Origin of the sequence: Candidatus Lariskella endosymbiont of Hedychridium roseum (assembly GCF_964020185.1) — a bacterium.
GTDB lineage: Bacteria > Pseudomonadota > Alphaproteobacteria > Rickettsiales > Midichloriaceae > Lariskella.
In genome coordinates this window covers 254739-271872 of the sequence record NZ_OZ026538.1, presented here as the reverse complement: position 1 = coordinate 271872, position 17134 = coordinate 254739, and the positions used below count along the sequence as shown (strand labels likewise).

Annotated in this window: 15 protein-coding genes and 2 pseudogenes; 3 read left to right on the top strand and 14 right to left on the bottom strand. The window is 37.1% G+C overall.

From position 1 onward, the window contains the following. Positions 1-423: 423 nt before the first annotated feature. The 12 genes and pseudogenes from rpoB to AACK98_RS01345 form a co-directional block, all read right to left on the bottom strand. The gene (rpoB, locus tag AACK98_RS01395) at positions 424-4548 is read right to left on the bottom strand and encodes a DNA-directed RNA polymerase subunit beta (protein WP_339041753.1); all 4125 of its coding nucleotides are present in this window, start codon (positions 4546-4548) and stop codon (positions 424-426) included. An 899-nt stretch (positions 4549-5447) separates the two neighbouring features. Beyond that, a complete protein-coding gene (rplL, locus tag AACK98_RS01390; protein ID WP_339041751.1) occupies positions 5448-5816 on the bottom strand; it encodes a 50S ribosomal protein L7/L12 in 369 nt (122 codons plus the stop codon). Between the two features lie 38 nt (positions 5817-5854). Next, positions 5855-6361 (bottom strand): 50S ribosomal protein L10, encoded by a 507-nt coding sequence (rplJ, locus tag AACK98_RS01385; protein WP_339041749.1) that lies wholly within the window; start codon positions 6359-6361, stop codon positions 5855-5857. Between the two features lie 37 nt (positions 6362-6398). Further along, on the bottom strand, positions 6399-7103 hold the full coding sequence (gene rplA / locus AACK98_RS01380; RefSeq protein WP_339041747.1) for a 50S ribosomal protein L1: 705 nt from the start codon (positions 7101-7103) through the stop codon (positions 6399-6401). A 24-nt stretch (positions 7104-7127) separates the two neighbouring features. Then, positions 7128-7556 (bottom strand): 50S ribosomal protein L11, encoded by a 429-nt coding sequence (rplK, locus tag AACK98_RS01375; protein ID WP_339041745.1) that lies wholly within the window; start codon positions 7554-7556, stop codon positions 7128-7130. 22 nt (positions 7557-7578) lie between these two features. Next, positions 7579-8115 carry a transcription termination/antitermination protein NusG gene (gene nusG, locus AACK98_RS01370; RefSeq protein WP_339041743.1) on the bottom strand — a complete coding sequence of 179 codons (537 nt, stop codon included), beginning with the start codon at positions 8113-8115 and terminating at the stop codon, positions 7579-7581. A 3-nt stretch (positions 8116-8118) separates the two neighbouring features. Beyond that, positions 8119-8310, bottom strand: a complete 192-nt coding sequence (gene secE / locus AACK98_RS08025; RefSeq protein WP_410519903.1) for a preprotein translocase subunit SecE — start codon at positions 8308-8310, stop codon at positions 8119-8121. A 469-nt stretch (positions 8311-8779) separates the two neighbouring features. Next, on the bottom strand, positions 8780-10033 hold the full coding sequence (gene eno / locus AACK98_RS01365) for a phosphopyruvate hydratase (RefSeq protein WP_339041741.1): 1254 nt from the start codon (positions 10031-10033) through the stop codon (positions 8780-8782). A 242-nt stretch (positions 10034-10275) separates the two neighbouring features. Next, complete coding sequence (locus tag AACK98_RS01360; RefSeq protein WP_339041739.1) at positions 10276-11469, bottom strand: porin; 1194 nt, start codon at positions 11467-11469, stop codon at positions 10276-10278. A 77-nt stretch (positions 11470-11546) separates the two neighbouring features. After that, positions 11547-11931, bottom strand: a pseudogene (gene tnpA, locus AACK98_RS01355) (IS200/IS605 family transposase). Positions 11932-12393: 462 nt separating this feature from the next. Continuing rightward, a complete protein-coding gene (locus tag AACK98_RS01350) occupies positions 12394-12672 on the bottom strand; it encodes an IS1 family transposase (protein ID WP_339040346.1) in 279 nt (92 codons plus the stop codon). Further along, positions 12635-13051 (bottom strand): hypothetical protein, encoded by a 417-nt coding sequence (locus AACK98_RS01345; protein ID WP_339041738.1) that lies wholly within the window; start codon positions 13049-13051, stop codon positions 12635-12637. Before AACK98_RS01345 ends, AACK98_RS01350 begins: the two co-directional genes overlap by 38 nt. Before the next feature lie 333 nt (positions 13052-13384). Here AACK98_RS01345 and AACK98_RS01340 point away from each other — a divergent pair, with 333 nt between their 5' ends. After that, entirely contained in the window at positions 13385-14686 is a 1302-nt protein-coding gene (locus AACK98_RS01340; RefSeq protein WP_410520007.1) for a citrate synthase, read from the top strand. A gap of 295 nt (positions 14687-14981) precedes the next feature. On the opposite strand, the gene ispF is transcribed toward AACK98_RS01340, so the two are convergent. Together ispF and ispD are read right to left on the bottom strand one after the other, a co-directional pair. Continuing rightward, the gene (gene ispF / locus AACK98_RS01335; RefSeq protein ID WP_339042502.1) at positions 14982-15482 is read right to left on the bottom strand and encodes a 2-C-methyl-D-erythritol 2,4-cyclodiphosphate synthase; all 501 of its coding nucleotides are present in this window, start codon (positions 15480-15482) and stop codon (positions 14982-14984) included. Between the two features lie 6 nt (positions 15483-15488). Next, positions 15489-16154, bottom strand: a pseudogene (gene ispD, locus AACK98_RS01330) (2-C-methyl-D-erythritol 4-phosphate cytidylyltransferase); the annotation flags it as partial. A gap of 288 nt (positions 16155-16442) precedes the next feature. Here ispD and AACK98_RS01325 point away from each other — a divergent pair. Next, complete coding sequence (locus tag AACK98_RS01325) at positions 16443-16826, top strand: hypothetical protein (protein WP_339041734.1); 384 nt, start codon at positions 16443-16445, stop codon at positions 16824-16826. Continuing rightward, the gene (locus tag AACK98_RS01320; RefSeq protein WP_339042500.1) at positions 16730-17101 is read left to right on the top strand and encodes an IS1 family transposase; all 372 of its coding nucleotides are present in this window, start codon (positions 16730-16732) and stop codon (positions 17099-17101) included. The genes AACK98_RS01325 and AACK98_RS01320 overlap by 97 nt, the downstream gene beginning before the upstream one ends. Positions 17102-17134: the final 33 nt, after the last annotated feature.

The following is a 17134-nucleotide window of genomic DNA, read 5'->3' as shown; positions in this document are numbered from 1 at the left end:
AATAAGAAATTAATAACTTATATACACAAAGAGTTAATATTACTTGATTAGTAAAATCACTCTATTTTCCAAAAGGTATATATCTCAATAAGTCTGCACGTCAAAAATCGATTTGCTGGGCAAATAAATTTTTGCGGAAAGTTAAATGTATAAAAATTAGCTCTTAGAACAGCTCTGCGCTAATTGTCATATATATAATTTGTCCAATACTTGCAAAAAATACTACTTAACAAAATCTATAAGGTTTTTGACAATTGTGCCACTTTTTCTGCAGGATTTTCAGTGCATAATAATTGCTTGCAATCAATATAAATCCTCCACTTCTTAAAATTATAATGCAGGCGACTAATTAACTGCTCTAAATTAACACTACAAACAACATACAAAAATAGACTCAATTACCTGAACGCTTAACACTGAATACTAATCCTCGTTATCATTCTTATCATCATTATCATCAGTAATCATTTCTACGTTTAAGCATAGAGACATCAATTCTTTTATCATAACGTTAAATGATTCTGGCACACCACATTCGAATATAGGATCTCCACGAATAATTGATTCATATATCTTAACTCTTCCCTCTACATCGTCTGACTTAACAGTCAACATCTCCTGAAGAGTATAAGCAGCACCGTACGCCTGCAGCCCCCAACATTCCATCTCACCAAATCTTTGGCCACCAAAATGTGCCTTCCCACCAAGAGGCTGTTGAGTAATCAAGCTATAAGGACCAGTAGACCTTGCATGAATTTTATTGTCCACCAAGTGATCTAATTTAAGCATGTATATATAGCCAACAGTGACCTTTCTATCAAACTTCTCACCTGTTCTTCCATCTATTAAAGTCATCTGCCCTGAAGCATCCACACCTGCTTTTGTCAGCATTTCATTGATTTCATCCTCCTTAGCTCCGTCAAACACTGGAGTTGCAAACGGAACACCTTTACTAAGAGTCTTAGCTAACTCTATGACACTTTCATCTGACATAGATTTAATAATTTCACGAACTGCCACATCCGATTGACGATCTGAAGGATATAAGTTTAATATTTCTTTTCTAAGCTCGCTGACTTCAGAAGAGTCATTAATGCTTCTCAAAACTTCACTAATTTTCTTTCCTAAGTTGACAGAAGCCCAGCCAAGGTGCGTCTCTAAAATCTGTCCAACGTTCATACGTGAAGGAACACCAAGAGGATTTAGTACTATATCAACATGAGTACCATCTTCCAAAAATGGCATATCCTCAACTGGCAAGATTTTAGACACAACCCCTTTGTTACCATGTCTACCAGCCATTTTATCACCAGGTTGCAATTTGAGCTTTGTAGCCAAATAAACTTTCACAAGTTTTAGTGCACCATGTGGCAGATCATCACCACTCTGAATTTTCTTAACCTTATGCTTGAGTTCTTCTTCAAGCTCCTCTATCGACCTATCATAGAAAAGCTTAATGCGTTCAAGCTCTGACATATTTTGAGCATCGTCAACAACAATTTGCCATAGTTGCCTCTTTGGTAGCTTGTCGAACACTTGCTGAGTCAGGACATCCCCCGGAACAAGGGGTTTCGGAGCGCTAACTATAATTTTTCCAACTAATAATTCAGCAACTCTAGAATAAGCAAAGACTTTAATTATTGAAACCTTATCTTCTTTATCTTTTTCAACTTTCTCTATCTCAACTTTCTCAAGAGCTATCGCACGTTCATCTTTTTCTATACCTCTACGTGTAAATACACGCACACCAACGACTACACCTTTAACACCAGGAGGAACTCTCAAAGAAGAATCTCTAACATCTTTTCCTTTTTCACCGAATAAAGACCTTAGTAATTTCTCTTCTGCACTGAGCGGGGATTCTGTCTTTGGAGTAACTTTACCAACTAATATATCACCTGCTTTTACATCTGCACCAACGTGTACTATACCAATCTCATCTAAGTACTTTAAATTTTCTTCACTGACGTTTGGAATATCACGTGTAACTTCTTCAGGCCCAAGCCTCGTATCCCTTGCTATTACCTGAAATTCTTCCACATGTATAGAGGTAAATATATCCTCCTTTACTATCCTTTCAGAAAGTAATATAGAGTCCTCAAAGTTGTAACCTTTCCAAGGCATGAATGCGACGAGTACATTACGTCCCAGAGCAAGCTCTCCATAATCTGTACATGAACCATCCGCTATGACATCGCCTTTTTCTACAAAATCACCAACCTTAACTATAGGCTTTTGGTTTATACATGTGCCCTGATTAGATTTCTTGTACTTATTTAAAGTATATATATCAACTCCAGGCACACCAGATTGGTCGTCCTTATACCTAACAACTATCCTTCTTGCATCAACCTGATCAACAGTACCAGAATTTTTCGCTATAACTACAGCACCAGAATCTCTAGCTACGACACTTTCCATCCCAGTTCCTACGAAGGGCGCTTCACTATTCAGCGATGGAACAGCTTGTCTTTGCATGTTAGAGCCCATAAGAGCCCTGTTTGCATCATTGTTTTCCAAAAAAGGAATTAAAGAAGCTGCTACTGAAACTAGCTGTTTAGGTGACACATCTACATAACTAATCTCAGATTTTGGAGCTAAAGTGCCCTCTCCGCGTCTTCTACATGGCACTATCTCTTCAACAAAGCTTTTATCATCAGTTAACTTCACATTTGCAGGCGCAATAGCATATCTTCCTTCTTCTATTGCAGAAAGATATGTAATTTCTTCTGTAACCTGACCATCAGCTACTTTTCTATATGGACTCTCTATAAAACCATATTTATTTACTCTAGCATAAGTAGCAAGGGAATTTATCAAACCTATATTTTGCCCTTCTGGAGTTTCTATTGGACATATCCTACCGTAGTGAGTCGGATGCACGTCACGAACCTCAAAACCAGCTCTCTCCCTAGTTAATCCACCTGGTCCCAGAGCAGATACACGTCTTTTATGCGTCACTTCAGACAGTGGATTTGTTTGATCCATAAATTGTGATAACTGTGACGTACCAAAGAAATCTCTAATTACTGACATTAATGCCTTTGAATTCACAAGATCATGCGGCATCACACTATCAATCTCAACAGAGCCCATACGCTCCAGGATAGCTCTCTCCATTCGAACAAGTCCTAAACGGAACTGATTCTCGACAAGCTCTCCAACAGATCTTACTCTTCTATTACTTAAGCTATCGATATCGTCTATCTCACCATATCCGTCTTTTACACTGATTAAATACTTAATTATTGCTAAGATATCTTCACGCGTCAGAGTTGTATAATCTTCTGGCATGTTAATTTCATGCTTAGCATTAAGTTTCATCCTACCAACAGCAGATAAATCATAACGCTCTGGATCAAAAAAGATACCGTTAAATAGAGATGTCGCAACTTCAGCAGTTGCAGGCTCACCGGGTCTAAGCACCCTATATATGTCAGATATAGCATCCTCTTGTGTAAGGTTCTTATCTAACATCAAAGTATTTCTTATATAAGGCCATACTTTAACATTATCTATATCTATAACATGAACTTCTTTGAGATCTATAGCTTCTATTCGCTTCAAAATGTTTGGAGTAATTTCTTCTCCACTTGCTATAATCTCTTCCCCAGTTTCAGGATCAACTATAGAATGCGCAACAGACAAACCTTGTAAATCCTCAAAAACTGCCGAATTCTTGATATCTTCTGCGCCAAATTTTTGGATAATCTTAGATGTCAAACGTGTTCCACTATCTATAACTACTTTTCCTGTTCTAAGATCTATAACGTTTTTGGTAATTTTAGAATTTTTCAGCTTTTCTAAATCAAAATCACTAACCCATGAGTCGCCATATTTTAGACACTTTCTAAAATTATAAAACTCTCCGAGAATCTGATCTTTGGAATAACCAAGCGCTTTGAGCAAAGTAGTGACATATAACTTTCTCTTTCTATCTATTCTAAAAAATAGTATATCCTTCGCATCGAACTCAAAATCCAGCCATGAGCCACGATAAGGAATCACACGAGCAAAATAGAGATATTTTCCAGCTATATTACTCTTACCACCATCATGATAATAAAAGACACCTGGTGAACGGTGCATCTGCGAAACAATAACACGCTGCGCACCATTTATGACAAAAGTACCATTTTTTGTCATAAGCGGAATTTCACCTATATAGACATCTTGCTCCTTGATACCTTTAACTTCCTTCATTCCTATCTCTTCATCAAGATCCCAGACTATCAAGCGCATTGTAACACGCAGAGGAGCTGCATAGCTCACATCACGCTGCATACACTCCTCAATATCATACTTAGGAGTATCCAAAGCGTATCTAACATACTCAACTGTTGCGCGACCATCATAATCAGAAATTGGAAAAACAGAACGGAAGACCGCTTCTAATCCCTTATTTTTTCTTTGCTCTGCAGGAACATCAAGCTGCAAAAAATCCTCGTAAGAATTCTTTTGCACCTGTATTAGATTTGGAATTTCAGCAACACTTAATGTCTTTCCAAAAGACCGTCTGATTCGATTTTTCAGTTTAAATAGCAGCACAAAATACTCAATTGAAAGTTAAAAAAATATCTAGTAAAGCTAGCATGACATAAGCAAAGCAATGAATGCAGCACCATGCAATTCTAAAAGGAAGCGCGAAGCTCCTTCTCTCAAGCTGTATGATCAAAATCACTACTACAATATCTCATGCATCTACACACCCTCTCCTTGAAAAAGTTAAAGCACAATATTATTCATGCAAGCTTAGTGCATATAACATGTGATAAAGCCACCTCTAATGCTAGTACCACTGCATCAGAAAGGAAAATTGCAGCCACTCTCGCAAGCATTAAGTAGTTCATAAGCAAAAAATCTCTTTTTCAAAAGCTAATAAACAAAAAAGCACAATGGTCACAAAGTATAAAGCAAAAACTTATAAGCAATATACGAGCTGTAAACTGAAATTTGCTATTACTGCACTATGAAAAACTACCTTATAAAGCATCTATAAAAAGCCATGTAAATTCTTGTATAAAACAATGAAGCCAAGTGCATATAAATATACTAATACAGCTCAACAAAAATACATTATACAGCCTATAAGCAAAAGTATAACGCAATCAACATATGCTGTACCTATACTATGAAGCACATTAAAAGCAATTTCACGACTCAAACCAAATAAAGCACACAAGAAGCGAGCTTATAAGCAGTAAACACAAACAGCATCAATATAAAATCTTAGAAGACAAGGCCAGTATATAAAAACATAGCAGCTGTGCGTAAGAGAGCATCAAAGCCCCTCACAGTACAAAATTGTGCAAATAATATATTAAAAGCGCAAATCAATCTAAAAAATCATATAAAAGGGACAGCGCAGTCATTATTATCCTGCACAACACTAAAGATCATAATATCAAAGCTGCTAGCTAATAATAACGTTATATACGTTAAAATTCCTACTTCAGCTCTACTTTTGCACCAGCAGCTTCTAAAAGTTGCTTACCTTTTTCAGCTTCTTCCTTAGAAACTTCAGCTTTCACTACTTTAGGAGCAGACTCAACTAAGTCCTTTGCTTCTTTTAACCCAAGACCTGTTAGCGCTCTAACCTCTTTGATTACATTTAACTTATTTGCACCAGCATCAACTAGTACTAAGTCAAACTCTGTCTTAGCAGCAGCTTCTGCAACAGGAGCCGCAGCAACTGCAACAGCGACAGGAGCTGCCGCAGTCACACCCCACTTTTCCTCTAGCATCTTAGCAAGCTCAGCAGCCTGTATAACTGTCAGAGTAGACAATTCTTCAACGATTTTTTCTAAATTAGACATTTTCTATATCCTTTTACTATTAACTATTGAAAGAAAATTTATTGCTTAGAGTATGCAGTCAAAACACCAACAACATTACGCATAGGAGCCTGCAGCACTGAAACCAGCTTAGACGCAGAAGCATTCAGTAACCCAATAATTTTTGCTCTAGACTCATCAACAGATGGTAGCGAAGCAAGTTCTTGAACTTGATTTGAAGTTAGATAAGTCTCACCCATAGCTCCACCTAATATTTGCACGCTTTCATTTTTCGCACAAAAATCCACCAAAGTCTTAGAAATTGACACTGGATCATTAGAATAAGTGAGAGCAGTTGGTCCATTTAAAAGATGGACCAAATTTTCATAACATGTAGACTGCACAGCAATTTTAGCAAGTTTATTTTTCACAACACAATAACGCCCATCGGACTGCTTAACTCTGCGCCTCAGATCATTAACATCCGCAACTGAAATGTTAATATTTTTAGTCACTATGACGGCCGCACAAGAGCGCATAACCTCATGCAAATTCCCCACCAACTCCTGCTTCCGTAACTTGTTCACAAGACACCCCTTACTTTAATTTCACAGAATTGTCAATCTAATCTATCATATTTCTTAAGTCAAGCTCAATAGCAGGTCCCTGAGTACTACTTAAGAACATTTTCTGCATATAAATCCCTTTAGAAGTAGTAGGCTTTGAAGCAAGTATAGATTTATATAACGCAACAACGTTAGCTTTCAGCGCATCTTGAGAGAAACTAAGCTTACCAACTGCAGCATGTACAAGACCTGCTTTCTCAACTTTATACTCAACTTGACCAGATTTAATTCTGCGCACCGCCTCTGCAACGTCGTCCGAAACTGTACCAAGTTTTACATTCGGCATTAGCCCTCTTGGCCCTAAAACCTTCCCAAGAACTGCGATCTTTTGCATCATATCAGGAGTCGCGACGCATACATCAAAATTAATGACTCCGCTCTTGACTTCATCTATCAGCTCTACCTCACCAAACAAGTCGGCGCCTGCTTTCTCAGCTTCACCAACTCTCTCCTGCTTAATGAATACTGCAACTTTAACCTCACGCCCCATACCAGATGGCATAACAACAGCACCTCTTACCATATGATCTGACTGCCTAGGATCTACTCCAAGCTTAAAAACAACATCGACAGTCTCATCGAACTTCGCAGCACAAGATGTAGAATATTCCTTCAACAACCCAATGCCATCTTCAAGATTATACAACCTATCACTTTGAATAAGTGCAGAGGCGCGCTTCATGCGCTTACTTTTTTTCTTCATATGCTACCAATCAATCCATCACTATTACTTTTGCACAACAATACCCATAGAGCGTGCAGTCCCCTCAACCATGGAAACAGCAGCATCTATGCAATCAACTCCCATATCAGATAGCTTCATCTTTGCTATCTCAAGAACCTTCTCTGCTTCTATCTTCCCAATAACCTCCCTACCAGGAATCTTAGAGCCCTTCTCCAGGCCAGCAAATTTACGCACTAAAAATGAAGTAGGAGGGGTCTTCGTAATAAATTCGAAACTCTTGTCAGCATATGCAGTAATTAACACAGGAACAGGAGAGCCAATCTCAAGGCCTTTTGTTCTCTCATTAAACTGCTTACAAAACTCCATTATGTTAAGCCCTTTCTGACCCAAAGCAGGACCGATAGGAGGAGAAGGATTTGCCTTTCCAGCGGGAACCTGCAGCTTAATATACCCTAATATTTTTTTCTTCATAATTTAAAGCCACGAACTCATATTATTCATTACACTTTTTAACTTGGTCAAATTCAAGCTCAACAGGAGTATCTCTACCCAAAATCGAAACCAAAACCTTTAACCTTCTCTTTACATTATCAACACCCTCTATAGCACCAGTAAATGCTTCAAAAGGACCATCCATAATTTTTACAAGCTCACCAACCTCGTAACTTTCATCGTCTTCTTTAACAACTACTCCTTCAGCCATTTGCTTCAAGATTCTAGAAACCTCATGCTCCTGAATCTTTGCAGGCTTGTTTTTAGACCCAAGAAATTTTGCAACATTTGGTATATTCTTCACCATACTCCAAGTCTCATCATCAAGCTGCATCTTGATCAATATATAACCAGGAAAGATTTTTTTAGATGTCTGAACCTTTTTTCCTCTTCTCAGCTCAGAAACACTCTCAACAGGCACGACAACCTCATGGATAAGGTCGCGAAGCCCCTTCTTTTCTGCTTCATCTTTGATATGCCGAGCGATACGTTGCTCATAACCAGACAAAGTGTTTAAAATATACCAAGATACCGTCAAGGTCTAACTCCCAAAATTCAAAAATAATTTCACTATTCGATAGAGTGCAGAATCAACGAGAAAGAACACAAGACCAGCTATAAACGCAACAAAAATTACAAACAGTACAGTGACGTATAACTCCCTCGAACTGGGCCATACAACCTTCCTAGCCTCAGCACTTACTTCTTTGAAAAATGTAATCAAACTAGCCACGTAAAACACTTCTTAAATCAAGCATGACAAAAATCCCACCGAGGAGAGTATATTACAGCCTGCTATTATGTCAAGCTTAGTAATGGTCACAAGCCCAACTCTTCTACAATAAATTTACAAGAGGATCAAATAATAATTACATTCTTCTATAAATTAATAACACAGCATTCAATTTTAGCATAATCCCACCTCTTAACCACACTATATCGTTTTCAAGTTCTATTCTTCATCGCAAAGGCTTAAAAAAACGGGAAAACAAATATATGTATACATACAGCAATTTCAGCAACATATTTCTTCTTTAAATACAGAGACAAACAACTATGCATCTATAAATCACTCTGTATATTCACATTATGTTATTTCATATACACATGCGCTCTTATTCTTTCTAGCTCTTTTTGAAGTCTAACTTTGTATATATATATTGATTACAGGAAAATGAAGAGTTATACTAATCACTTGCTAGTTATTTATTAACACAAGCATCGCCACTTAATTTTTCATTAATTCTAAGCAGTTCGTTATACTTACAAATTCTATCTGTCCTACATACAGAACCAGCTTTTATATAATGGCTAGAAGTTGCAACTGCAAGATGACTCATGGAAGCATCCTCAGTCTCACCAGATCTATGAGAAACTATATAATGATAATTGCTTTTTCTTGCCAAATTTATGGTGTCTAATGTCTCACTTAATGTACCGATTTGATTCATTTTAATCAAGACTGCATTTGCAAGACCAGACTTAACACCCTCTCTCAATATATCAACATTTGTCACAAAAAGATCATCACCGACAATTTGCACATTTTTTCCCAGCTTAGAAGTCATCATTGCCCAAGCATCTAAATCTTCTTCAGCAAGTGGATCTTCTATGGAAATGATAGGGTATTGCTTTAAAAGCCTCTTATAGTAATCAATCATCTGCAGCGAATCAAGCTCAAGATTCTTAGATATAACATATTTCCTGCCGTTATATAACTCATTTGCTGCAACATCAAGACCAATCTCAACATCTTTGCTATACTGAAAACCCGCGACCTCTATTGCATTCATTATAAAATCAAGGGCATGCTCTATTGAGCCAAGCTCTGGGGCAAAACCCCCTTCATCACCGACTCCAACACTAAAACCAGCGGATTTCAAAAGCGACTTCAGTGCAATAAATACTCTGTATGACAGCTCTAAACTCTCAGCTATTGAAAAAGAAGATGCTGGAATTATCATAAATTCCTGAAATGTGATACCATTATCCGCATGCACTCCCCCATTTAAGATATTTAGCATCAACCTTGGCATAGCCCAATTACTGAAACCCTCTATAGATTCAAACAACATTTTCCCTAAGAATGCAGCCCTTGCCTTTGCAAACGCAAGAGAAATAGCAAGAGTACTATTTGCTCCAACGCGCGATTTATTAATCGTTCCATCCAACTCTATTAGCAAATTGTCTAGCTCTCTTTGAGAAACAAATTCACGACCAGAAATATATTTTAACAGCTCTGTATTAACCACCTGTACTGCGCCACAGACTCCTCGACCACCATAACGCTGATCTTCAGCATCTCTTTTCTCCAAAGCTTCTTTAGATCCTAAAGAAGCACCACTTGGAACAGAAGCTCTACCAAAATTATTCCCTTCAAGCATTAAGTCAACCTCAAGAGTCGGCTCCCCTCTACTATCCAAAATTTCTCTACCAAAAATATCTATAACCTTCATATAAATAACTCTTCTCTCAAGTAAATAACAAAGCCACCAATTAAAAATATCTAATTGATTAACAGGAACTAGCGCTAGTCAACCGATAAAAGTCTTGATTTATCCTTGTAAATATTCTGTACTCTATATATTGCAATAGTTTTTAATATACACATCAACACACCACAATACCAAAAAACTTTCAAAAAGCACATGCAGCAACCAAAAATATGATGCATACCACAAGAATACAACAAAATTCATCAAAATTTAAATTTTGCACTGATCAAAACCATACAACCCTGACTAGAATTATCGGGTATGCTGCCAAAATTCAAATTAAATCTAGAAATTTCAAGAGAAGACAAAATATTATTTGAAAATTTATAGTTCAAACCAAAAGCAATTCTATCAAATTTAGAAGCCATTTCATTTAAATATTTCACGCTATTAAAATAGCTGACTCCGACTCCAAACGGTCCTATTTTATACCCAAGACCCAGCGTATTATAACTACTAGATTTACTATTTTCACCTTTCATACTGTAGGACTTACCTAAAAACCCAGTAGATGCACCAATGGTCACCCCCATATAAGCAATATTTGCACCAGCCTCAAAACCGAATAACGGATTACTTAACTGACCAGACACTGGATCTTTATACGATCCAGCACCTTCATACGAAACAGAAAATTTATATGCAACATCATTAATTTGACCAGCATAAAATATACTGCATTGTAAAACATTTGAATAAGAAATAATCTTCTCTGAGCGCCGTTCTTCAAAACCAGGAATATAAGAAATACCAAATTTTAAGCCGGAAAAATCCTGACTTATATAACTTAATTTAAAATCTCTACGCTTATCTCTACCAAGGTTTACAAATTCGCCATTGGACTGCGTGTAATAATCCACATTATTACTAAATAAATCAGGCGAATATATTGCAGAAAATTGACAATATTCACTATTGCAAGTGTGCATCGTATGATCAAATTGGGCAAACCAATACAAAGAATCTCTCGTCATACCAGCCGCACTAAATGCATCAACTTTCATTGAACTAGCAACGCCAGCATGTTTACCTATTTCAAACAAACCAAATTTTCTATCAGAAAATTCAATAGAAACGCGCTCTATTATATCAAACGGTAAGAATCTAGCAGAAGAAACGTAAGGATGCAATCTAATAAAACCTTTAAATCCACTACGTCCCTCGGATGCATCCGCACCATACTCAAGGTCTAATAAAGCACTAAAGTAACCATCTGACACGCCACTCCCACCCAAGTAACCAGTATCCACCACTCCTTTGGCAGATAACTTAGATGAAGAAGTATCACCATTTTTCGCAAGCACAAAATCAACATAGATAAAGCAACATAGAAAAGTAAACAGCAAAAAACGGCTAATTGACTGTAGATAATACATATAAATTCTAATATTATACAAATAAAGAATATCAATTACTACCGGCTAAAGCGCGGTAGTTTGTGTAACGCTTGCAAAGCAGATTAAAAGCGTAAACGCTAAAACTCTGATATTCTAAAATCATCTTTTTTGTGATGTTCCTCATGCTGTTCTATATATTTTTGCACTTCTTCTGAATTCACATTGCCAACTGTCACAACAAAATACCCTCTGGCCCAAAGATGTTGTCCCCCAATACCGCTTACGGAGCAGTGCAAATTCCTGTAGCAACTTACGACTACTTATACCTTTAATATATTGCACAGCTTTAGATATTGATATACTAGGCGGAACCAATGCTAATATATGTACGTGATCAGGACTCATACTGCCACTAATTATATTTATGTAATTAGCAGCACATATTTCTCGGATTACTTCCCTAGTTCTAATCGCAACTTGCCCAGTTAAAACTCTATACCTATACTTAGTACAAAATACTATATGATACTTTAGGTCATATAGGCTGTGGGATCATCTCCTATATTCCATTCGTCCTCCCTTAGCACATTTCCTAGATAACTAATACTAAAGTGTTCGCCTAAAGGCGAGGGTGTTAACCATATCACATATAACTACATCAATTACTACCGGCTAAAGCGCGGTAGTAATTGATAGCTTATATCCACCCTCAATGCTGCTTAGTTGTTTTAAGAATACGAAAAAATCTCAATCCACTTGTGGTATATTCACTCAATGCCTTATCCACAAGCTCGATGTTTATTTCTTAAGATCAATCATTTCACCGATTAATTTTCTATGAAGACATTAATTGATAAAAAATTTGATTTATTAATATTGAATATCACACCACATGATATATTTTTTTGCTTTAGCCTTTGCTTTCAATACTAATTTTAATGCGCATGCAATACTTATCTTTTTAACTAAAATTTAAGAGAGTTTTCACATAAAGATAGATAAGAGCTGTTCTTGATATTGTTTGAATATTTGTGTAATAGTAAGAGCGCACCAAAGCTTGATGGATCCGTATACCATTGACTCTTTTTTAGAAACGATTTTAGTGCGCCGTGTCATTCGGCATAAATGATGTCGCGTGTTGCTATTATCTCTCTCGATACATACCGTGCCAGACTTTCCAATTGTATGACGCTCTTTGGGTAAAATTTTAGAAAAAGCATCCCAATCATCCGTATAAAAATGACATTCTTTCAGATGACTCACTTTTTGTAGAGCTTTTGGAATGTTGCAGTATCACGATTGCCTGTAACCCAGGCAACTGTTCTCCTTGTACTACGATCAACTGCCTTAATGATCCAAAGCTTGTTTTTTTTGAACCAATAAAATGCCACATCTCGTCGAATTCCATCTCCATAATATCCGAAGAGACAACTGGCTCCTGAGTCTTGCCCATCGCCTCTACTACCCAGCGATAAATTATGGACGGCGAATGCCATAATATCTTGCATAACATAGAAAAAGAGCCATTACCAAGACTATATAGCATAACGCATAATGCTTTCTTAACAGCTGTTTGAGGCTTCTTGCCCAGATCGCCCTCAACAAAATTTAGAACATGATCTGCACTTATAACGCTGTACACCCCCTCACAATGCCATTTTTTACCAAGCTATCAGAGCAACATCCCTTACAACAAACCATAAAACCACTCTTTAGTTTTTAAAAAAGTGATCATATCATACTTCTATCTAATTGTGAAAACTCTCAAATTTAATATCACTAATGCTTGCTATGCATAATGTTTTTACATTTATGCTGCAAGGCACAATAAATTCTTGCAATATGTTGCAACGCAATATAAAATCTTTGATATACGTTGTTGTCGCATCAGCACATTCACAAATAGTACTAGATGGTTTGTACAGGTGCACAAATTTGTTTCTTGCGAGTATTTTATTTGTATTGGAGTGGTGTTATGCAGGTTGATGGTATAGGGAAGAATGGAAAGGCTAGCAAAAAGGCCATCCTAACAATTGATAACAATACGTTAGAACTACCGATAATGGAAGGAACCGAAGGTCCTGCTGTTATAGATGTTTCGAAGCTTTATACGGCAACTGGCTATTTCACTTACGATAATGGCTTTATGTCGACTGCTTCATGCACCTCTAAGATAACGTACATAGGTGGAGAGAATGGTATATTAAGACACCGCGGATATGATATAGCAGATCTTGCGGAAAAATCAGATTTTGAATCTGTTGCATACTTGTTATTATATGGAGAACTTCCTGATCAAAATCAAAAAGAAGACTTTATCAGCAAAATAAAGTCGCACACCATGGTGCACGAGCAGCTGCAGTTCTTATACAGAGGCTTCCCAAGATATTCTCACCCAATGGCAATAATGGTCGGAGCCGTTGCTTCATTATCTGCATTTTACCATGGCAACCTCGATATCAGAGATGAAGAAAGCAGAAACGAGGCAATCATCAAAATGATTGCTAAGATGCCTACTATGGCAGCAATGGCTTACAAATATTCGATTGGTCAGCCTTTCATGTATCCTGATAATAGCCTAAATTACAGTCAGAACTTCTTACGGATGATGTTTTCTGTTCCAACCGAACAATATGTAGCAAATGATATACTATCATCTGCAATGAATCAGCTTTTAATATTGCATGCTGATCACGAACAGAATGCCTCTACTGCAACAGTGAGACTTTCTGGCTCTTCTGGCGCAAATCCATTTGCTGTGATTGGAGCAGGAATTGCCTCTCTTTGGGGCCCAGCACATGGCGGCGCCAATGAAGCTGTGATTAAGATGCTTGCTGAAATAGGACAACCCTCTAGAATCCCAATGTATATAGAAAAAGCCAAAGATAAAAATGATCAATTTAGGCTTATGGGGTTTGGACATAGAGTATATAAAAACTATGATCCACGAGCAGCAGTCCTAAAGGAAACTTGTTCCAAAGTATTAGAAGCACTAAAAATAAAAGATGATCCGCTTTTAGATATCGCACTAGAGCTTGAAGAAATCGCACTATCTGATGCCTATTTCAAAGAGAGAAAATTGTATCCAAATGTAGATTTTTACTCTGGCATAATATACAGAGCACTTGGAATTCCAACACAAATGTTTACAGTCATGTTTGCTGTTGCAAGAACAGCTGGATGGGTTGCACAATGGAAAGAAATGATAGAAGATCCTGAGCAAAAAATAGGCCGCCCACGGCAGCTTTACAAAGGGTATTCTCATAGAAACATATAGCTCGCACACGCGCCTAAAATCTCAGAAAGAGTATCAAATGGTATTAGAATTGGCAAATAGTGTTTTAAATCCGTAAGGAAATGTTATAATAAGCACAAAAAACTTACGGATTTTGTGAAAGTAATATTTGCTAGTCATAGGATAATTAATATATCCGAAAATTAGCACAGGACCCTATGCAAAGCTCATTTTGTATATTTCACTTTCCGCAAAAATTTATTTGTGTAGCAAATCTGCAAGCACTCTAAACGACACAGAAATATATATAAAATAACACAATCTTGATTCTATTGTTCTATATTTCTACTGTACAGATTGCTTGTGCCGCTATGCCTTCTTTTCTCCCAAGAAATCCCATATTCTCAGTCGTAGTAGCTTTTATACTAACCTGAGCAATATCTATATGCAGTGCCATTGCAATATTTTCACGCATTGCAAGACTATGAGGCATTATTTTAGGCATTTCACATATAATCGTCACATCTATATTATTAATTTGCCCGCCATTAGTAGTTAGCAGATCGAAGGCTTTTTTAACAAACAACATTGAATCCGCATCTTTCCATCCGCTATCATTGTTTGGAAAATGCGTTCCTATATTACCGCATGCTATCGCGCCTAAAATGGCTTCCGTTATAGCATGCAAACCAACATCACCATCTGAATGCGCATCAATATAACAATCGTGAGTTATAGGCACTCCACAGATTTTTATCACAGCATTACCATTTGTTCTATCACTGAATCTGTGCACATCAAACCCAATTCCAGTTCGGATTATACGCTTATTCTCCAAAACGCACTTGGCATATAATAAATCACTTGGTAATGTTATTTTGATATTAGACACACAACCAGAAACGATTCCAACATTTAGATTTTGCTCAATACACATTGCCACATCATCAGTAAAACTTGAGCCTTGAAGCTTTCTATGAACATCAAGAATTGCCTCATACCTGAAACCCTGTGGTGTTTGAACGCTGTATAGCGAATCTCTACCAATATTTTGCAACTGACCATTTTGCTGGTGTCTAACCGAATTGACTATCGGCAACACAGAATCAATTGCATCATAGCCAGATATCAATGCATCAATAACTGCGTCAATTTGCTCAGAACTAACCAATAGCCTTACTGCATCATGTATTATTACTTTGTCAGGATCTAAAGAACTAATTGCCTCCAGCCCCTTCCTCACAGATTCTTGTCTCGTTGCTCCACCTATAATTGGGTTTGGAAGATTAAGTCCAGCAATTGCTTCATTATACAAATCAACATGTTCTTCGCTTATCACTACTTGAACCATTGAAATCCTTGTGTTTACAAGAAATTTTTCGATCGTATGTCTGAGAATTGCTTTACCAGCAACTTTATAATATTGCTTTGGAATCTTAGATAACATCCTAGTTCCACTACCAGCAGCAAGTAACAACGCAACAATACCAGCCTGACAAAATTTCGTCATCTAAAGTACCACTTCAAGTTATAATGATTCAACATTTTATCAAATGCATCTGTTTTGAAAGATGCTGCATTTGATGGCGATTTACAGCAATACTAATTTCTTGTATTTATTACAAGCATATTCTTCTCTTTCTCATCATTGATATTACAAAATACAAAATAATCGAGAGTTTTCACAATTAGATAGAAGTATGATATGATCACTTTTTTAAAAACTAAAGAGTGGTTTTATGGTTTGTTGTAAGGGATGTTGCTCTGATATCTTTGTAAAGAATGGCATTGTGAGGGGGTGTACAGCGTTATAAGTGCAGATCATGTTCTAAATTTTGTTGAGGGCGATCTGGGCAAGAAGCCTCAAACAGCTGTTAAGAAAGCATTATGCGTTATGCTATATAGTCTTGGTAATGGCTCTTTTTCTATGTTATGCAAGATATTATGGCATTCGCCGTCCATAATTTATCGCTGGGTAGTAGAGGCGATGGGCAAGACTCAGGAGCCAGGTGTCTCTTCGGATATTATGGAGATGGAATTCGACGAGATGTGGCATTTTATTGGTTCAAAAAAAACAAGCTTTGGATCATTAAGGCAGTTGATCGTAGTACAAGGAGAACCGTTGCCTGGGTTACAGGCAATCGTGATACTGCAACATTCCAAAAGCTCTACAACAAAGTGAGTCATCTGAAAGAATGTCATTTTTATACGGATGATTGGGATGCTTTTTCTAAAATTTTACCCAAAGAGCGTCATACAATTGGAAAGTCTGGCACAGTATGTATCGAGAGAGATAATAGCAACACGCGACATCATTTATGCCGAATGACACGGCGCACTAAAATCGTTTCTAAAAAAGAGTCAAGGGTATACGGATCCATCAAGCTTTGGTGCGCTCTTACTATTACACAAATATTCAAACAATATCAAGAACAGCTCTTATCTATCTTTATGTGAAAACTCTCCTTATATAATTATTTATTAATCGAT

Excerpts from the sequence above, each read along its gene's own strand:
- rplL (WP_339041751.1), bottom strand. The coding sequence starts at position 5,816 with ATGTCTAATTTAGAAAAAATCGTTGAAGAATTGTCTACTCTGACAGTT.
- rplA (WP_339041747.1), bottom strand. The coding sequence starts at position 7,103 with ATGAAGAAAAAAAGTAAGCGCATGAAGCGCGCCTCTGCACTTATTCAA.
- rplK (WP_339041745.1), bottom strand. The coding sequence starts at position 7,556 with ATGAAGAAAAAAATATTAGGGTATATTAAGCTGCAGGTTCCCGCTGGA.
- eno (WP_339041741.1), bottom strand. The coding sequence starts at position 10,033 with ATGAAGGTTATAGATATTTTTGGTAGAGAAATTTTGGATAGTAGAGGG.
- AACK98_RS01340 (WP_410520007.1), top strand. The coding sequence starts at position 13,385 with ATGCAGGTTGATGGTATAGGGAAGAATGGAAAGGCTAGCAAAAAGGCC.